This window comes from Erwinia sp. 1181_3, assembly GCF_052824965.1.
Genome location: NZ_VTDE01000014.1, coordinates 90,153 through 106,172 on the forward strand (window position 1 = coordinate 90,153; position 16,020 = coordinate 106,172).

The following is a 16,020-nucleotide window of genomic DNA, read 5'->3' on the forward strand; positions in this document are numbered from 1 at the left end:
CGAAGATCAACAACATAGGCTGTGGATAAGTCTGTTTAAAACATTTTTGCCCCATGTAAAAACGGGCTACCGCACTGCGCTTAGCGCTGTGGATAATTTGGAAGGCAATTGAGAAAGATTTTTATTTGGAGCGGGAAACGAGACTCGAACTCGCGACCCCGACCTTGGCAAGGTCGTGCTCTACCAACTGAGCTATTCCCGCTTAGGAGTACTGCTGAATTTCTGTGCTAAACATCTTATAACTACTTGATTGTTTTAGCTTTTAACTCTTCCTTCCGGAGGAGAGGTCGCTATTATGGACCCGTTTGCTGATGCTGGCAAGACTTGCGTGAAAAAAATTTAATGCCGATCGTGGCCTGTACAATTTTCGCACATAAGTACCCTGCACGGCGGCATTCGCTGACCACTGCAGGAAAGGCATGGCTTATCTTCAGGCATAAAAAAAGAGCCTTTCGGCTCTTTTTCTACAGGTTGTAGACGATACATCTTGTCTGCAATCAAAATTTTGGAGCGGGAAACGAGACTCGAACTCGCGACCCCGACCTTGGCAAGGTCGTGCTCTACCAACTGAGCTATTCCCGCTTGGGTGGTGCTTTACTGCTTTAAAAATTGGAGCGGGAAACGAGACTCGAACTCGCGACCCCGACCTTGGCAAGGTCGTGCTCTACCAACTGAGCTATTCCCGCTCTGGGTAACGATGAAAATTCTTCACCGGTACGGGGTGCGCATTATACGAGAATTCTCTCTCCTCGCAACCCTGCCACTAACATTTTTTGTTTTTTTTCTTCCGACTGCCGATTAAAACGTCATTGCGCTGATTTAATCGGCATTTTTGAGCCATTTATCGGGGTTTCCCCCTTTTTCATCCAGATCGTTAAAACATCACAGCTGAATGAAATGCTCGCGGTAATAGGCCAGTTCTGCCACGGACTCGCGGATATCGTCCATTGCCTGGTGGGTGCCCTGCTTTTTGAACCCTGGCAGGATCTCCGGTTTCCAGCGACGCGCCAGCTCTTTCAGCGTGCTGACATCCAGGTAACGATAGTGGAAGTATGCTTCCAGTTCCGGCATATATTTGAACAGGAAGCGGCGATCCTGGCCAATGCTGTTGCCACAGATCGGAGAACTGTTGATGGGCACCCACTCTTTCAGGAACGCAATCGTGGCCTGCACGGCGGCTTCTTCATCGTACTGACTGGCTTTAACACGCTCGACCAGGCCGCTGTTGGTGTGCGTGCGCACATTCCACTCGTCCATTAACGCCAGTTGGGCATCGGACTGGTGGACAGCAAGTACCGGCCCTTCCGCCAGGATATTCAGATCGGCATCGGTCACCAGTGTGGCGATCTCAATAATACGGTCCTGCTCCGGGTCCAGCCCGGTCATTTCAAGGTCAATCCAAATCAGGTTGTTGGCATTGGCAGTCATAGTACGTCTCACAATGTATACTCGAATGATGCAGAGTATAGGGCTGCAGGGTTAAGTAGCGTGTATGATAGTCCTTTTGCCCTGTCAGGGCGAAATATGCAAAACCGGTGTGAGGAACAGTGACTAAAAACAAACTATCCAAGGGTCAGCAACGTCGCGTAAGTGCCAACCACGATCGTCGCCTGAAGCAGCGTGCCGATAAACCTGAGCCAGATGACAATCTGTTCGGTGAAGTTCGCGATGGCGTGGTGATCAGCCGTTTTGGTATGCATGCTGATGTGGAAGATGCGGATGGTTCCGTTCACCGTTGTAACATCCGCCGCACCATTCGTTCGCTGGTGACCGGTGACCGTGTGCGCTGGCGTCCAGGCGTTGAAGGCGGTGCCACCGTTAAAGGTATTGTTGAAGCCGTTCATGAACGTACCTCGGTACTGACCCGTCCTGATTTCTATGACGGCGTGAAGCCCATTGCGGCCAACATCAATCAGATTGTGGTGGTCTCGGCTATTTTGCCGGAACTGTCGCTGAACATCATTGACCGCTATCTGGTGGCCTGTGAGACGCTGGGCGTTGAGCCATTGCTGGTACTGAATAAAACCGATTTGCTGGATGATGAAGGCCGTGCCTTTGTTGATGAGCAAATGGATATCTATCGTCATATTGGCTACAACGTGCTGATGGTATCCAGCCATCGTAAAGAGGGGCTGGTTGAACTGGAGCAGGCACTGACCGATCGTATCAGCATCTTCGCCGGGCAGTCTGGCGTGGGGAAATCCAGCCTGCTGAACGCCCTTTTGGGGCTGGAACTGAGCCATGCTGAGATCCTCACCAATGACGTCTCAGATAACTCAGGCCTGGGTCAGCACACCACCACCGCCTCCCGTCTCTATCACTTCCCGCAAGGCGGTGATGTGATTGACTCCCCAGGTGTACGTGAATTTGGTTTGTGGCACCTGGAGCCGGAACAAATCACGCAAGGATTTGTCGAATTCCGTGACTATCTGGGTGGATGCAAATTCCGTGACTGTAAACATGACAACGATCCCGGCTGCGCGATTCGCGAAGCGGTGGATAAAGGTGAGATCAACGAATCGCGTTTCGTTAACTATCACCTGATTCTGGAAACCATGTCTGAAGTGCAGGGTAAAACCCGTCGCTTCACCACGGACAAAAACTGATTGCACCTGCCCGCGTGGCGTGAACCACCTGCAGCCGCCCTGAGAGTCAGGCAATAGCCTAAACCTCCGGGCGCTGCTACAATCCGCCCCCTTTTATTTTAAAGCGCTATACCCGTCTGATTTGAGCCAGGAGGCTAACGTGTTAGATCGTATTAAACTCGGCCTGAATAACTTACTGCCTAAAAAAGCCCTGACTGAACTGGCCGGCTGGGGTGCCAGCAAGCGCGGTGGATGGCTGACCAAAGCAGTGATTGATGCTTTTGTCTGGTACTACAAAGTGGATATGAAAGAGGCGCAGAAGCCTGATACCGCCAGCTATCGCACCTTTAACGACTTTTTCGTCCGCCCGCTGCGTGACGATGCGCGTCCGATTGAAACGGACCCGAACCTGCTGATCCTGCCTGCAGATGGTGCTATCAGCCAGCTCGGCCATATTGAAGGTGAGCAGATTTTCCAGGCCAAAGGCCATACCTATTCGCTGGAAGCACTGCTGGCAGGCAACGCCGCGATGACCGATATGTTCCGTGATGGCGAGTTTGTCACCACGTACCTCGCACCGCGTGACTACCACCGTGTCCATATGCCGTGTAATGGTATCCTGCGTGAAATGATCTACGTTCCGGGCGATCTCTACTCCGTGAACCCACTGACCGCGCAGAACATTCCCAACCTGTTTGCGCGTAATGAACGCGTCATCTGTCTGTTTGATACTGAATTTGGACCAATGGCGCAGATTCTGGTGGGTGCAACCATCGTGGGCAGTATTGAAACCGTATGGTCCGGCACCGTTACGCCACCCCGTGAAGGAGTGATCAAACGCTGGAGCTGGCCAGGTGCCGATGCCGAAGGTTCTGTCGTGTTGTTGAAAGGCCAGGAAATGGGCCGTTTCAAACTGGGATCTACCGTCATCAACCTGTTCGCACCAGGCAAAGTGAAGCTGGCTGAAAGCCTGGCGGCAGAAAGTAAAACCCGTCTTGGCGCCACGCTGGCCATCGCACTGCAGAAAGAAAGTGCGGAAGACGTCCTCCACCATCCATAGCGAATTGCCATGTCACGTCTGATTCTCACTTTTTTATTAGGCTGGAGCTTACTCCAGCCGGTTTATGCCGCCAGCGCACCGGATGCATCGCTGATCAAACAGCAGCTGGAAGAGGCGAAGTCAGACAAGACGTCGGCGAATCAGACGGCTATCGTCGATGCCCTGCAATCCACGCTAACCTGGCTGGACGAGCGTCAAAACTCGCTCAACCTCACTCAGGATTACCAGCAGGTCATTGACGATTTTCCTAAACTTTCCCGCGAGTTACGTCAGCAGGTCGTCACGCTGACGGACAGCAGCAAGCCTTTGCGCAGCAACATGAGTGCCGCTGACCTTGATCAGGAGATCTTACAGGTCAGCAGCCAGTTGCTGGAAGAGAGCCGCCAGGTTCAGCAGGAGCAGGATCGCGCACGCGAAATCAGTGATTCACTTTCCCAGTTACCGCAGCAACAAACAGAAGCCCGCCGGGCGCTGAATGAGATCGAACGCCGTTTACAGGGGCAACCCGCCCCGACCACACCGCTGGGTCAGGCACAGCTGGCACAGCGTCAGGCTGAGTCTGCGGCACAAAAAGCCCGGGTCGATGAACTCGAACTGGCACAGTTGTCGGCTAACAATCGCCAGGAACTGGCGCGTATGCGTGCCGAAGTACACCAGCGTAAAGCCGCCAGCCTGGATGCCTACCTACAGGATTTACGTAACCAGCTGAACAGCCTGCGCCAGCGTGAAGCTGAAATGGCGCTGGCCCGCACAGAACAGTTAGCGGAAAACAGCGGTGATATGCCCAAAGGCATCACCGAACAGTTCCGCGTTAACCGTGAACTGTCCAGCGCACTGAATCAGCAGGCGCAGCGTATGGATCTGGTGGCGTCGCAGCAGCGCACCGCCGCCAATCAGACCATCCAGGTTCGTCAGGCACTGAGCACCATCCGTGAACAGTCGCAATGGCTGGGCGTATCCAATGTGCTGGGCGAAGCGCTGCGTGCGCAGGTGGCTCGTCTGCCAGATATGCCAAAACCTCAGCAGCTGGATAATGAAATGGCCCAGCTGCGCGTCCAGCGTCTCTATTATGAAGACCTGCTGGAACGTCAGAAATCGCTGCTTCAGCTGCGCCAGGATGACAACAGCAATCTGACCGCAGAACAGCGACGCATTCTGGATGCGCAGCTGAAAACCCAACGCGAACTGCTCACCTCCCTGCTCTCCGGCTGCGATAACCTGATCCTTGGCGTGACCAAGCTAAAAGTCGGTAACAGCCAGCTGGTGGATGCGCTAAATGAAGTGAAAGAAGCCACGCACCGCTATCTGTTCTGGACGGCAGATGTCAGCCCGGTAGACTTCAGCTACCCGCTTGATCTGGCGCGCGACCTGCACCGTCTGCTGTCGCTGGATACCCTGGGCCAGCTGGGTGGCGCAATGGTGATGATGGTCACCAGCCGCGAAACCGTGCTGCCTCTGCTGGGCGCGATGCTGCTGGTCGGCTTCAGTATCAGCTCGCGCCGCCATTTCCGTAAATTCCTTGAACGCGCCTCCAGCAAGGTCGGCAAAGTCACCCAGGATCATTTCAGCCTGACACTGCGTACCGTGTTCTGGTCGATTCTGGTGGCGTTACCGCTGCCGGTGCTGTGGGCGGCACTGGGTTACGGTTTACAGCATGCCTGGCCCTATCCTATCGCCATCGCCATCGGTGACGGCGTGACCGCCAGCGTACCGCTGCTGTGGGCCTTTATGGTCAGTAATACCTTTGCCCGTCCTCAGGGTCTGTTTATCGTCCATTTCCGCTGGCCACAAACCCGCGTGGCACGCGCTATGCGTTTCTACACGCTGTGCATCGGCCTGGTCGTGCCGCTGATGATGATGCTGATCGCCTTCGATAATCTCGAAGATCGTCAATTCTCAGCCACCCTCGGGCGTCTGTGTTTTATCCTGATTTGTGGTGCGCTCAGCATGGTGACCGTCAGCCTGAAGCGTGCCGGTATCCCGCTTCACCTCGACAAAGAGGGCAACGGTGAGAACTTTATTAATAACGTGCTGTGGAACGCGATGATCGCCATTCCGATGGTGGCGGCACTGGCTTCCTGCATCGGCTATCTGGCCACCGCGCAGGCTCTGCTGGCACGTCTGGAAACCTCGGTGGCCATCTGGTTCCTGCTGCTGGTGATTTACCATATTATCCGCCGCTGGATGCTGATCCAGCGGCGACGCATCGCTTTTGATCGCGCCCGTCAGCGCCGTGCTGAAATCCTTGCTCAGCGTGCACGCGGCGAAGAAGAAGTGGCTGCACAACAGACCGCCGTCGATAGCGTGGATGTGGAAGAGCCGGTCATTGATCTTGATGCCATCAGCGCACAGTCATTACGCCTGGTACGCTCAATCCTGACGCTGATTGCGCTGGTCTCCGTGATTGTGCTCTGGTCAGAGATTCACTCCGCCTTTGGTTTCCTGGAAAATATCCGCTTGTGGGATGTCAGCACCACCGTTCAGGGCGTCGAAAGCCTGCAACCGATCACGCTCGGATCGGTGATGATCGCAGTCCTGGTGCTGATCATTACCACCCAGTTGGTGCGCAATATGCCTGCCCTGCTGGAGCTGGCGCTGCTGCAACACCTTAGCCTGACGCCAGGGACCGGTTATGCGATCACCACCCTGACGAAATATCTGCTGATTCTGATTGGCGGCCTGGCGGGGTTCTCGCTGATTGGTATCGACTGGTCGAAATTACAGTGGCTGGTCGCCGGTTTAACCGTGGGGCTGGGCTTTGGGCTGCAGGAGATCTTCGCCAATTTTATCTCTGGTCTGATCATCCTGTTTGAGAAACCGATCCGCATCGGGGATACCGTCACGATCCGCGAACTCACCGGCAGCATCACGCGGATTAACACCCGTGCCACGACGATTACGGACTGGGATCGCAAAGAAATTATCGTGCCGAATAAGGCCTTTATCACTGAACAGTTTATCAACTGGTCGCTGTCGGACTCCGTCACCCGCGTAGTGCTGACGATCCCGGCACCGGCTGAAGCCAACAGCGAAGAAGTGACCAACGTCCTGCTGACGGCTGCACAGCGTTGCAGCTACGTGCTGGATACACCGCAGCCGGAAGCGTTCCTGGTGGATTTACAGCAGGGTATTCAGCTGTTTGAGCTGCGCATTCACGCGGCAGAAATGGGGCACCGTATGCCGCTGCGCCATGAGCTGCATCAGTTGATCCTGCGTGGCTATCAGGAACACGGGCTGGAAATGCCGTTCCCACCGTTCCAGGTTCGTATGGAAACTATTGGGCGTAAAACCCCGGCCAGCAACGGCGCACCAGCGGCAAGAAACTACAAATCGGGCGGGTTATAAGAATCTGAACCACGGGGCGATCGGAAAAAATAATCGCCCCCGACACCCAAGGGCTGACCTCGTTTTTCGGTCAGCCCGTTTACCCCGCCGAGGAATTAACAACGGTCGACGGTGAACGCGATCACATCACTGAGCTGCTCTGCTTTCAGTGCCAGCATCACAATACGATCAACCCCTAATGCCACACCGGAACACTCCGGCATACCGTGCGCCAGCGCGTCCAACAGGTGGGTATCAATCGGCTGCACGGGCAGACCCGCAGCCGCACGCTTACGGTTATCCTGCTCAAAACGCAGACGCTGTTCACGGCTGTCGGTCAGTTCACGGAAACCATTCGCCAGCTCAATACCTTTGAAATAGACCTCGAAACGCTCGGCCACGCGATGATCTTCCGTACTGATCTCTGCCAGCGCCGCCTGACTGGCCGGAAAGTGATAGACGAACGCCGGTTTTTCTTTACCGATTTCAGGCTCCACACCCAGCATAAACAACAGTTGAAGCAGCGTATCGCGATCTTCTTCACGATGGGCGAGATCGCCAGCGCCCAGTTTTTCAGCCGCTTCGCGCAACTGCGCTTTGTCAGCAGACAGCGGGTCAATCTCCAGATGACGAATAAAGGCCTGCTGGTAGGAAAGCGTCTCGGCCGGAGCACACTCCAGCACCTGTTGCAGCAGATCGTCCACCTCGTTCATCAGGCGGTACATATCGTAGTGCGGGCGATACCATTCCAGCATGGTAAATTCGGGATTATGGTGGCGCCCCATCTCTTCATTACGGAAACTGCGACACAGCTGGAAAATCGGCCCGCTGCCTGCGGCCAGCAGACGCTTCATATGGTATTCAGGGCTGGTCATCAGATAAAGATCGATACCGGCAGCGGTACCTGGGCCAACAAACCGGGTCTGGAATGGGAACAGATGCACATCGGTCACCGTCGCCTGGCTCATGGCCGGGGTTTCCACTTCCAGTACGCCACGATCGGCAAAGAAACGCCGGATTTCAGCCATGATCGCCGCACGCTTTAATAAATTGGCGATAGATGCACTTGGCTGCCAGCTAGCCGAATCGCTCATCTTTTTTACTCCAAAGTCAGTAGGGGCAAGAAGTCTACCTGTCCGGGCCGCAACACACAATTCTACGTCGAAAAAACCAGCAACACGCTTTCCACAGAAAGTGAAGGGTTTTTATCACTTACCCGCCGAAATGCCCGAACACATCAAATTGGCGCCATTTTAACCCCCTTATACTGGGCCGCGACTGTCGGGTAGAGCCACCCGCTTTGCCTCTGGAAAAATCTCAAACACAAAATACCCACCATGGTTCGCGTGGCAGAAAAACAGGCAACACACATGTTGCGCGACGTATGCAGGGTATAAGGGAGAAAATTGTGCAAACCCTGAATGCCGATTTAGTCATTGTTGGTGCTGGTGGAGCCGGGCTGCGTGCTGCGATTGCCGCCGCAGAAGCCAACCCGCGATTGAAGATTGCTCTGATCTCCAAAGTCTATCCGATGCGCAGCCACACTGTGGCCGCCGAAGGCGGTGCCGCCGCCGTCACTCAAGAGCAGGACAGTTTCGATTCTCATTTTCACGATACCGTTGCCGGGGGCGACTGGCTGTGCGAACAACCCGTGGTGGACTACTTTGTTCAGCACTGCCCGCAGGAAATGGCGCAAATGGAGCAGTGGGGCTGCCCGTGGAGCCGCAAAGAAGATGGCTCCATCAACGTCCGTCGTTTTGGCGGAATGAAGATTGAACGCACCTGGTTTGCCGCCGATAAAACCGGCTTCCATATGCTGCACACCCTGTTTCAAACATCGCTGAAATACCCGCAAATCCAACGGCTTGATGAGCATTTCGTCCTCGACCTGCTGGTGGACGATGGCGTGGCGCACGGTCTGGTCGCGATCAACATGATGGAAGGCACGCTGCTGGAAGTACGCGCACAGTCAGTGATCCTCGCGACCGGCGGCGCGGGCCGCGTCTATCGCTACAACACCAATGGCGGCATTGTCACCGGCGATGGTATGGGCATGGCGTTTCGCCACGGCGTCCCACTGCGCGATATGGAGTTTGTTCAGTACCATCCCACCGGCCTGCCGGGTTCCGGCATTCTGATGACGGAAGGCTGCCGTGGTGAGGGCGGTATTCTGGTCAATAAAGACGGTTACCGTTACCTGCAGGATTACGGCATGGGGCCGGAAACTCCACTCGGGGAGCCAAAAAACAAATATATGGAGCTGGGCCCGCGCGACAAGGTTTCCCAGGCTTTCTGGCATGAATGGCGTGCAGGGCGCACCATCGCCACACCACGCGGGGATGTCGTCTATCTCGATCTGCGCCACCTCGGTGAGAAAAAACTGCGCGAACGCCTGCCGTTTATCTGCGAACTGAGCAAAGCCTATGTCGGCGTGGACCCGATTACGGCTCCGATCCCGGTGCGTCCGACCGCGCACTACACCATGGGCGGCATTGAAACCAACGCCGAGTGTGAAACGCGTATCCAGGGTCTGTTTGCCGTGGGTGAATGTTCCTCCGTTGGACTGCACGGGGCGAACCGCCTCGGCTCTAACTCGCTGGCAGAACTGGTGGTGTTTGGGCGCCTGGCGGGTGAGCAAGCCGCACAGCGCGCTTCCCAGCCACATCCGGTGCGGGATGCCGCGCTCAGCGCTCAGCGCAACGACATTGAAAAACGACTGCACGGGTTGGTGAATCAGCAGGGCAGCGAAAATGCGGCCACGCTGCGTGATGAAATGGGCATGGCGATGGAAGAAGGCTGCGGCATCTACCGCACCACGGAGCTGATGCAAAAAACTATCGATAAGCTGGCGGAGCTGAAGCAGCGTTTTTCTAACCTGCGTGTGACCGACACCTCCAGCGTGTTCAATACCGAACTGCTGTACGCCGTTGAACTGGCCCACGGGCTGGATGTGGCGGAGTGTATGGCGCATTCAGCCATTCAACGTAAAGAGTCTCGCGGCGCACATCAGCGGCTGGATGAAGGCTGCACCACACGCGACGACGAACACTTCCTGGCGCATACCCTGACCTTCTTCAACCCGCAGGGAGCGCCTTCGGTCGCTTACGATCCGGTGACCATTACCCATCTGCCGCCTGCTGCGCGCGTGTATGGCGCGGCCTCTGAGGGCAGCACCCACAAGGAGCCTGGTCATGAGTGAGAGCAAAAGCCGTCAAATCAACATTATGCGCTACAACCCGGAGACAGACCGCGTCCCGCGTAACGAGATTTTTGACGTTCCCTGGGATGAAACCACCTCGCTGCTTGATGCCCTCGGCTATATCAAAGACAACCTGGCTTTTGATCTGTCGTATCGCTGGTCATGTCGTATGGCGATTTGTGGTTCTTGCGGGATGATGGTGAATGGTGTCCCCAAACTGGCGTGCAAAACCTTCCTGCGCGATTACCCGGCCGGCGTCAAAGTAGAACCACTGGCAAACTTCCCGATCGAACGCGATCTGGTGGTGGATATGACTCACTTTATGGAAAGTCTGGAGGCGATTAAGCCCTGGGTGATTGGTAACCCGCGGGAGGCCAGTGAAGGCCCGGGTCTGCAAACCCCGGCGCAGATGGCGAAATATCATCAGTTTTCCGGCTGTATTAACTGTGGTCTGTGCTATGCCGCCTGCCCACAGTTTGGCCTGAACCCTGAATTTATTGGCCCTGCGGCGATCACCCTCGCCCACCGCTATAACCTCGACAGCCGTGACCGGGGTAAAGCACAGCGTATGCCGCAGCTTAACGGCATTAATGGCGTCTGGAGCTGTACCTTTGTCGGCTTCTGCTCCGAAGTGTGCCCAAAACACGTCGACCCGGCGGCGGCTATCCAGCAGGGCAAAGTGGAGAGCAGTAAAGACTTCCTGATCGCCACCCTGAAACCCCATTAAGGAGGCTGTAAATGACCTCGAAACGTAATGCGTATATCCGTCCTATGTCAGGAAGCTGGTGGCAGTCGCTGCCGTTCTACCGTCTGTATATGCTGCGCGAAGGCACCGCCATTCCCGCGCTGTGGTTCAGTATTGAGCTGATTATCGGCCTGTTTGCTTTGAAGATGGGGCAGGAAAGCTGGGAAGGTTTTGTCACCTTCCTGCAGAACCCCATCGTCCTGCTACTGAATCTGGTGGCACTCGTCGCCGCCTTGCATCACAGCAAAACCTGGTTTGACCTGGCCCCAAAAGCACAAATTATTATCGTTAAAGGGGAGAAGCTGCCGCCGGAACCGATCATTAAAGGGCTATGGATCGTGATGATTATTTTAAGCGGCGTTGTACTGGCCGTGTCGCTGCTGGCTTAAGGAGTGATAATGAACACACAACCGCAACGTTCTGATGAGCCCATCTTCTGGGGCCTGTTTGGTGCCGGGGGCATGTGGGCTGCATTGGTCAGCCCGGTGATCGTTCTGCTGGTCGGCTTGTTGCTGCCGCTAGGCTGGGCACCGGCAGAGACGTTCAGCTATGAGCGGGTTCTGGGATTTGCTCAGTCACTGCCTGGCCGAGTCATCCTGCTGCTGGTGATTGTGATGCCACTGTGGTGCGCACTGCACCGCCTGCACCATAGCCTGCATGACCTGAAACTGCATATCCCTGCCAGCAAGTTGCTGTGCTACGGCATTGCCTCGCTGTTAAGCGTAGTAGCATTAATTGGCGTGATCGCCGTGTAAATCTATACTCAAGCCATTCGATCATTAAGGAATGGCTTATTTATATGTCGCTATGGAAAATGTTCACCGCAGGTGCCGGGGCGCTGCTCTCGGTTGCCTGCTCTACCACCCCGCCGCAAGGCGTTACCCCCATTTCTGGATTCAATGCCGAACGCTATCTTGGAAGCTGGTATGAGATTGCGCGCCTGGACCACCGTTTTGAACGCGGCCTGGATCAGGTGACGGCCACCTACAGCAAACGCGACGATGGCGGGCTGAAAGTGGTTAACCGCGGCTTTAATACGCGCAAACAGCGCTGGCAGGAGAGTGTAGGTAAAGCGTATTTTACCGGCCCTTCTGATCTGGCCGCACTCAAAGTGTCATTCTTCGGACCGTTTTATGGCGGCTATAACGTGATTGCGCTGGATAACGATTACCAGCACGCGCTGGTGTGCGGGCCGAATCGGGACTATCTGTGGATTTTATCGCGGACGCCGCAGCTGGAAGACGGGGTAAAAACAGAGTTACTGGCTAAAGCACGCGGAGCAGGCTTTGCCGTGGATAAACTGATTTGGGTTAATCAGCGCTAACAAAGCTATCGCCGGTGCACCGCACCGGCCTTTCACACAGATTAATTCGTGCTTTTCTGAATTGCCTTACCACCCGCCTCAACATCTTCACCCACGCCGCGCGTGGTATTACAGGCAGAGAGTACGGAAGAGAGCACCAGAACAGAAAGAAGGGCAACAATACTTTTCTTCATAGCAATTTCCTTTTAATTAGAGATAAAGCACAGCGATGTAAGCATAGCTGTAATTTATGCGCTTGCCTGTATGGCAAAGCAAAAAGGGAATTTTTCAGACCAGAAGACGTTATTTATTGGCTGCATCGGTGATGGCACCGCCGAGATGCTGCACATCTTCGCCAAAGCCGTGGAAGGTATTACAGGCGCTGAGCGCGCAGGTCATCAACAATGCAACAGCTATGAATTTCAACATATACTTAAACTCACATCGTCAAGGATAAGGGCCTGACGGGCAGGCCCTCACTGGTTCGGGCTTATTTTACGCGTGAAACGTATTCGCCAGAACGGGTATCAACTTTGATCACTTCGCCAATCTGCACGAACAGTGGCACTTTCACTACCGCACCGGTAGACAGTGTCGCTGGCTTGCCGCCAGTCCCTGCGGTATCACCTTTCAGGCCCGGATCAGTATCCGTGATTTCCAGCTCAACGAAGTTCGGTGGTAACACCTGGATCGGTTTGCCGTTCCACAGGGTCACGATACACTCAGCGTTGTCGAGCAGCCATTTTGCTGCATCGCCCACGGTTTTCTCTTCAACAGGATGCTGCTCGAAGCTTTCCGGGTGCATGAAGTGGTAGAACTCGCCGTCGTTGTACAGGTAGTTCAGGTTAGTATCTACTACATCAGCGCCTTCAGCGGAGTCGGTAGATTTAAAAGTTTTCTCAACACGCGTTCCGGTCAACAGACGACGCATTTTTACGCGTGCGAATGCCTGGCCTTTACCCGGCTTAACAAACTCGCTTGATTCGATGGCATAAGGCTCGCCTTCGAACATGATTTTAAGACCGGGACGGAAATCGTTGCTAGAATAAGTCGCCATAAAGGCCCTCTACAATTTATTACTGGTACTTAGCCAAAAAAATGGCACACATTGTAACCCTAAATACCCCTGTGCGAGAAGAATGGTTGCATCAACTTGCCGATGTAATCACTGATCCGAATGAATTACTGCAACTTTTAGCGTTGCACCATCACCCTGATCTGGTTTCAGGCCATGACGCACGGCGTCTTTTCGCCCTGCGCGTCCCCCGGGCCTTTGCTGCACGCATGCGCAAAGGCGATCCGCAGGATCCTCTGCTGCTACAGGTTATTACCTCGCAGCAGGAGTTCGTTGATGCACCGGGTTACAGTACCGATCCGCTGGATGAGCAGAGCAGTGTGGTGCCGGGTCTGTTACATAAATATCGTAATCGTGCGTTATTGCTGGTCAAAGGCGGCTGTGCCGTCAATTGCCGTTACTGTTTTCGCCGCCATTTTCCGTACTCTGATAACCAGGGCAATAAACGCAACTGGCAGCAAGCCCTGGAGTATATCCGACAACAGCCAGAACTGGATGAGATTATTTTCTCCGGCGGCGATCCGCTGATGGCAAAGGATCACGAGCTGGACTGGCTGATCGCAGAACTGGAACAAATTCCACATATTAAGCGCCTGCGCATCCACAGCCGTCTGCCGGTGGTGATCCCTAAACGCATCACCGAAGCGCTGTGCCAGCGGCTTGCACAGTCACGCCTGCAAACGCTGATGGTCACCCATATCAACCACGCGCAAGAGATCGACGACGACCTGCGCCATGGTATGCGTATGCTAAAACGTGCGGGTGTGACGCTGCTGAATCAGAGCGTGCTGCTACGGGGCATTAACGATGATGCCACCACGCTGGCCGCACTGAGCAATGCGCTGTTTGATGCCGGGATACTTCCTTATTACCTGCATGTGCTGGATAAGGTGCAAGGCGCAGCGCATTTCTACGTTGATGACCAGCGCGCACGCGCCATTGTGCGTGAACTGTTAGGTAAGGTTTCGGGTTATATGGTACCGAAACTGGCGCGGGAGATTGGGGGTGAGCCGAGCAAAACACCGCTCGATTTACAGTTACGTCAGGAATAGATGCGGCGGCATTGCAGCAATAAAAAAGGGTGCGCTTAAAGCCACCCTTTTTTATTCATCGTCAGAATGCCCATCAGGCCATAACGATCACGAGCACTTATACACCTGACCACTCATTTTGCTGTCGAGCGGTGCAAAGTTAGACCAGATGTTCTGGGTTGGACTGGTGGCACCATAAATGACGTTACCGCCCATCTCTGCCGCACGATTACGCAGATCGTTGGCTGCGCCGCGCAGTGAACTGCCTTCGCCACCGGAACCTGAGAACCAGTTACTTTGTGCGCCAGTCACGTTGCCCAGCAGCTGGCAGCTACTTGCTGGTTGCTGATCGGTAAAGGTGACACGCTCGCCAGCTGAACTCAGTGTGTTGGATGAACTACAGCCTGCCAGCAGCAGCGCGAGCGCCGAGAATCCCAGTACGTGAATACGCATGCTTTTCCTCAAAATTGTAAAATTATACGACCCCATTTATACCCTTTTAACTGGCAAAAGAAAAACATACTTACTGATTTTCTTGCGCCCGCAACTGATTGCTTTTTGAACACACCATTAGAGTGATAATTAACACCCATTAAGTGATATATTTCCAGCTAAGAAATATATATTAATAACGATCGCTCCCAAAAAAGCACATATTGAAACAACAAGAGTAAACACGCAAATAAAGATTTTACTATAAAGACAAACTTTTATTAAACACGGCACTGTGTATAATCGAGGCAGCAATTACCACTCAAGGATAACGAGTCAGGCTGCTATCACACATCATAAATAATGGACTATGCATGAAAAAAATCAGATCACCTCTCACCCTTACCGTGATGATACTGCTTGCATTAGGCTCTAATGAGATATTCGCATCCTCCCAAACAACCATAAAGTTGCAAGGCGAGATTATGCCCGGCTCATGCGATATCGGTATGAATAGCGCAGGAAGCATTAAGTTAAATCTGGTCGCTGGTCAGGGCAGCTCCCATTCGGGCAGAACGCTACTGCCCGAAAAAAAATTAGGCTTGATGATTCAATGTCAGGGAGCGACTTCGTTTGCTTTTCGGGCAAGAGACATTGCCCCGAATGCCGGCAACGTTCAGCTGGCGGGTGAACAGCAGCGTGATATTTTCAGCCTTGGCCTGACAAATAAAGGACAGGCAATTGGTGGCTATCTCGCCCTGATTGACCCTGAACACTCGCGAATGGACGGAAGAGTTATACCTAACGTGCTGGTTTCAGATAACGAAGGGGTTAGCTGGCGCACCGGGCAGTTCAGGCTGACTCCATCCGGTGAAAACATTTACTCCTGGGGTAGCCAGATAACACCAGGAAGCGCACATCAGGTTAATATTGACATCATCCTGAAGCCTTTCATCTTCAATTTAAATCAGGCAGATGCAATAAAAATCGATGGAATGACAACGTTTGAAATTGTATATCTGTAAAAATCTCATTTGCTATTTTTATTTTAACTTAATTAGTTAATCCTACATCAATAGATGTAAAAAAAAGCCTCCAAAATACATCAGACAACCTTTGATAACGTTAAATAAAACACACATGCGACATTTAATCCTGCGTTCCACATGTTAGGTTAAAAAGGGAGTATCCAAGTGAAAGTGGAATTCAAGGAAACCCGTATTCAGTATTAAGCGTTCCACTTACTCTCTTAGGAGAGTATTTTCT

The 16,020-nt window shown here is 53.7% G+C and carries 16 protein-coding genes and 3 tRNA genes; 10 read left to right on the forward strand and 9 right to left on the reverse strand.

The features are described from left to right. Nucleotides 1-126: 126 nt before the first annotated feature. The 4 genes from FY046_RS21850 to orn form a co-directional block, all read right to left on the reverse strand. Nucleotides 127-202: transfer RNA gene (locus FY046_RS21850), tRNA-Gly, on the reverse strand. Nucleotides 203-506: 304 nt separating this feature from the next. Beyond that, nucleotides 507-582, reverse strand: a tRNA-Gly gene (locus FY046_RS21855). 28 nt (nt 583-610) lie between these two features. Beyond that, nucleotides 611-686 (reverse strand) — tRNA-Gly (locus FY046_RS21860). A gap of 196 nt (nt 687-882) precedes the next feature. Next, complete coding sequence (gene orn, locus FY046_RS21865) at nt 883-1,428, reverse strand: oligoribonuclease (RefSeq protein WP_133842744.1); 546 nt, start codon at nt 1,426-1,428, stop codon at nt 883-885. Between the two features lie 119 nt (nt 1,429-1,547). On the opposite strand from orn, the gene rsgA reads away from it, so the two are divergent. The 3 genes from rsgA (at nt 1,548) to mscM (ending at nt 6,990) form a co-directional block, all read left to right on the forward strand. Next, nucleotides 1,548-2,606, forward strand: coding sequence for a small ribosomal subunit biogenesis GTPase RsgA (rsgA, locus tag FY046_RS21870; protein WP_133842564.1), 1,059 nt, complete (start codon nt 1,548-1,550; stop codon nt 2,604-2,606). Nucleotides 2,607-2,745: 139 nt separating this feature from the next. Then, entirely contained in the window at nt 2,746-3,645 is a 900-nt protein-coding gene (gene asd / locus FY046_RS21875) for an archaetidylserine decarboxylase (RefSeq protein WP_133842565.1), read from the forward strand. A 9-nt stretch (nt 3,646-3,654) separates the two neighbouring features. Then, the gene (gene mscM / locus FY046_RS21880; RefSeq protein ID WP_133842566.1) at nt 3,655-6,990 is read left to right on the forward strand and encodes a miniconductance mechanosensitive channel MscM; all 3,336 of its coding nucleotides are present in this window, start codon (nt 3,655-3,657) and stop codon (nt 6,988-6,990) included. Between the two features lie 95 nt (nt 6,991-7,085). Here the strand turns inward: mscM and epmA are convergent, their stop codons facing one another. Further along, a complete protein-coding gene (gene epmA, locus FY046_RS21885; protein ID WP_446186479.1) occupies nt 7,086-8,063 on the reverse strand; it encodes an elongation factor P--(R)-beta-lysine ligase in 978 nt (325 codons plus the stop codon). Between the two features lie 314 nt (nt 8,064-8,377). On the opposite strand from epmA, the gene frdA reads away from it, so the two are divergent. The 5 genes from frdA to FY046_RS21910 are packed head-to-tail and all read left to right on the forward strand — an operon-like array spanning nt 8,378 to nt 12,237. After that, on the forward strand, nt 8,378-10,168 hold the full coding sequence (gene frdA / locus FY046_RS21890) for a fumarate reductase (quinol) flavoprotein subunit (protein ID WP_167864320.1): 1,791 nt from the start codon (nt 8,378-8,380) through the stop codon (nt 10,166-10,168). After that, entirely contained in the window at nt 10,161-10,895 is a 735-nt protein-coding gene (locus FY046_RS21895) for a succinate dehydrogenase/fumarate reductase iron-sulfur subunit (RefSeq protein ID WP_227535187.1), read from the forward strand. The genes frdA and FY046_RS21895 overlap by 8 nt, the downstream gene beginning before the upstream one ends. An 11-nt stretch (nt 10,896-10,906) precedes the next feature. Further along, nucleotides 10,907-11,302: a fumarate reductase subunit FrdC gene (gene frdC, locus FY046_RS21900; RefSeq protein ID WP_159336790.1), complete on the forward strand. Its 396-nt coding sequence runs from the start codon at nt 10,907-10,909 to the stop codon at nt 11,300-11,302. A gap of 9 nt (nt 11,303-11,311) precedes the next feature. Next, complete coding sequence (gene frdD, locus FY046_RS21905; protein WP_205945503.1) at nt 11,312-11,668, forward strand: fumarate reductase subunit FrdD; 357 nt, start codon at nt 11,312-11,314, stop codon at nt 11,666-11,668. Between the two features lie 44 nt (nt 11,669-11,712). Next, nucleotides 11,713-12,237: a lipocalin family protein gene (locus tag FY046_RS21910; RefSeq protein ID WP_446186480.1), complete on the forward strand. Its 525-nt coding sequence runs from the start codon at nt 11,713-11,715 to the stop codon at nt 12,235-12,237. A gap of 41 nt (nt 12,238-12,278) precedes the next feature. On the opposite strand, the gene FY046_RS21915 is transcribed toward FY046_RS21910, so the two are convergent. The 3 genes from FY046_RS21915 to efp all read right to left on the reverse strand — a co-directional run bounded on the left by FY046_RS21915 (nt 12,279) and on the right by efp (nt 13,273). Further along, nucleotides 12,279-12,410 (reverse strand): entericidin A/B family lipoprotein, encoded by a 132-nt coding sequence (locus FY046_RS21915; RefSeq protein WP_133842572.1) that lies wholly within the window; start codon nt 12,408-12,410, stop codon nt 12,279-12,281. 109 nt (nt 12,411-12,519) lie between these two features. Then, nucleotides 12,520-12,645: an entericidin A/B family lipoprotein gene (locus FY046_RS21920; protein ID WP_133842573.1), complete on the reverse strand. Its 126-nt coding sequence runs from the start codon at nt 12,643-12,645 to the stop codon at nt 12,520-12,522. Nucleotides 12,646-12,706: 61 nt separating this feature from the next. Continuing rightward, on the reverse strand, nt 12,707-13,273 hold the full coding sequence (gene efp, locus FY046_RS21925; RefSeq protein WP_133842574.1) for an elongation factor P: 567 nt from the start codon (nt 13,271-13,273) through the stop codon (nt 12,707-12,709). A gap of 41 nt (nt 13,274-13,314) precedes the next feature. On the opposite strand from efp, the gene epmB reads away from it, so the two are divergent. Then, a complete protein-coding gene (gene epmB, locus FY046_RS21930) occupies nt 13,315-14,343 on the forward strand; it encodes an EF-P beta-lysylation protein EpmB (RefSeq protein ID WP_133842575.1) in 1,029 nt (342 codons plus the stop codon). An 87-nt stretch (nt 14,344-14,430) separates the two neighbouring features. Here epmB and FY046_RS21935 read toward each other — a convergent pair whose 3' ends face one another. After that, nucleotides 14,431-14,775: a DUF4156 domain-containing protein gene (locus tag FY046_RS21935; protein WP_133842576.1), complete on the reverse strand. Its 345-nt coding sequence runs from the start codon at nt 14,773-14,775 to the stop codon at nt 14,431-14,433. Between the two features lie 353 nt (nt 14,776-15,128). Between FY046_RS21935 and FY046_RS21940 the strand changes: the two genes are divergently transcribed. After that, a complete protein-coding gene (locus tag FY046_RS21940; protein WP_446186481.1) occupies nt 15,129-15,779 on the forward strand; it encodes a hypothetical protein in 651 nt (216 codons plus the stop codon). Nucleotides 15,780-16,020 lie beyond the last annotated feature (241 nt).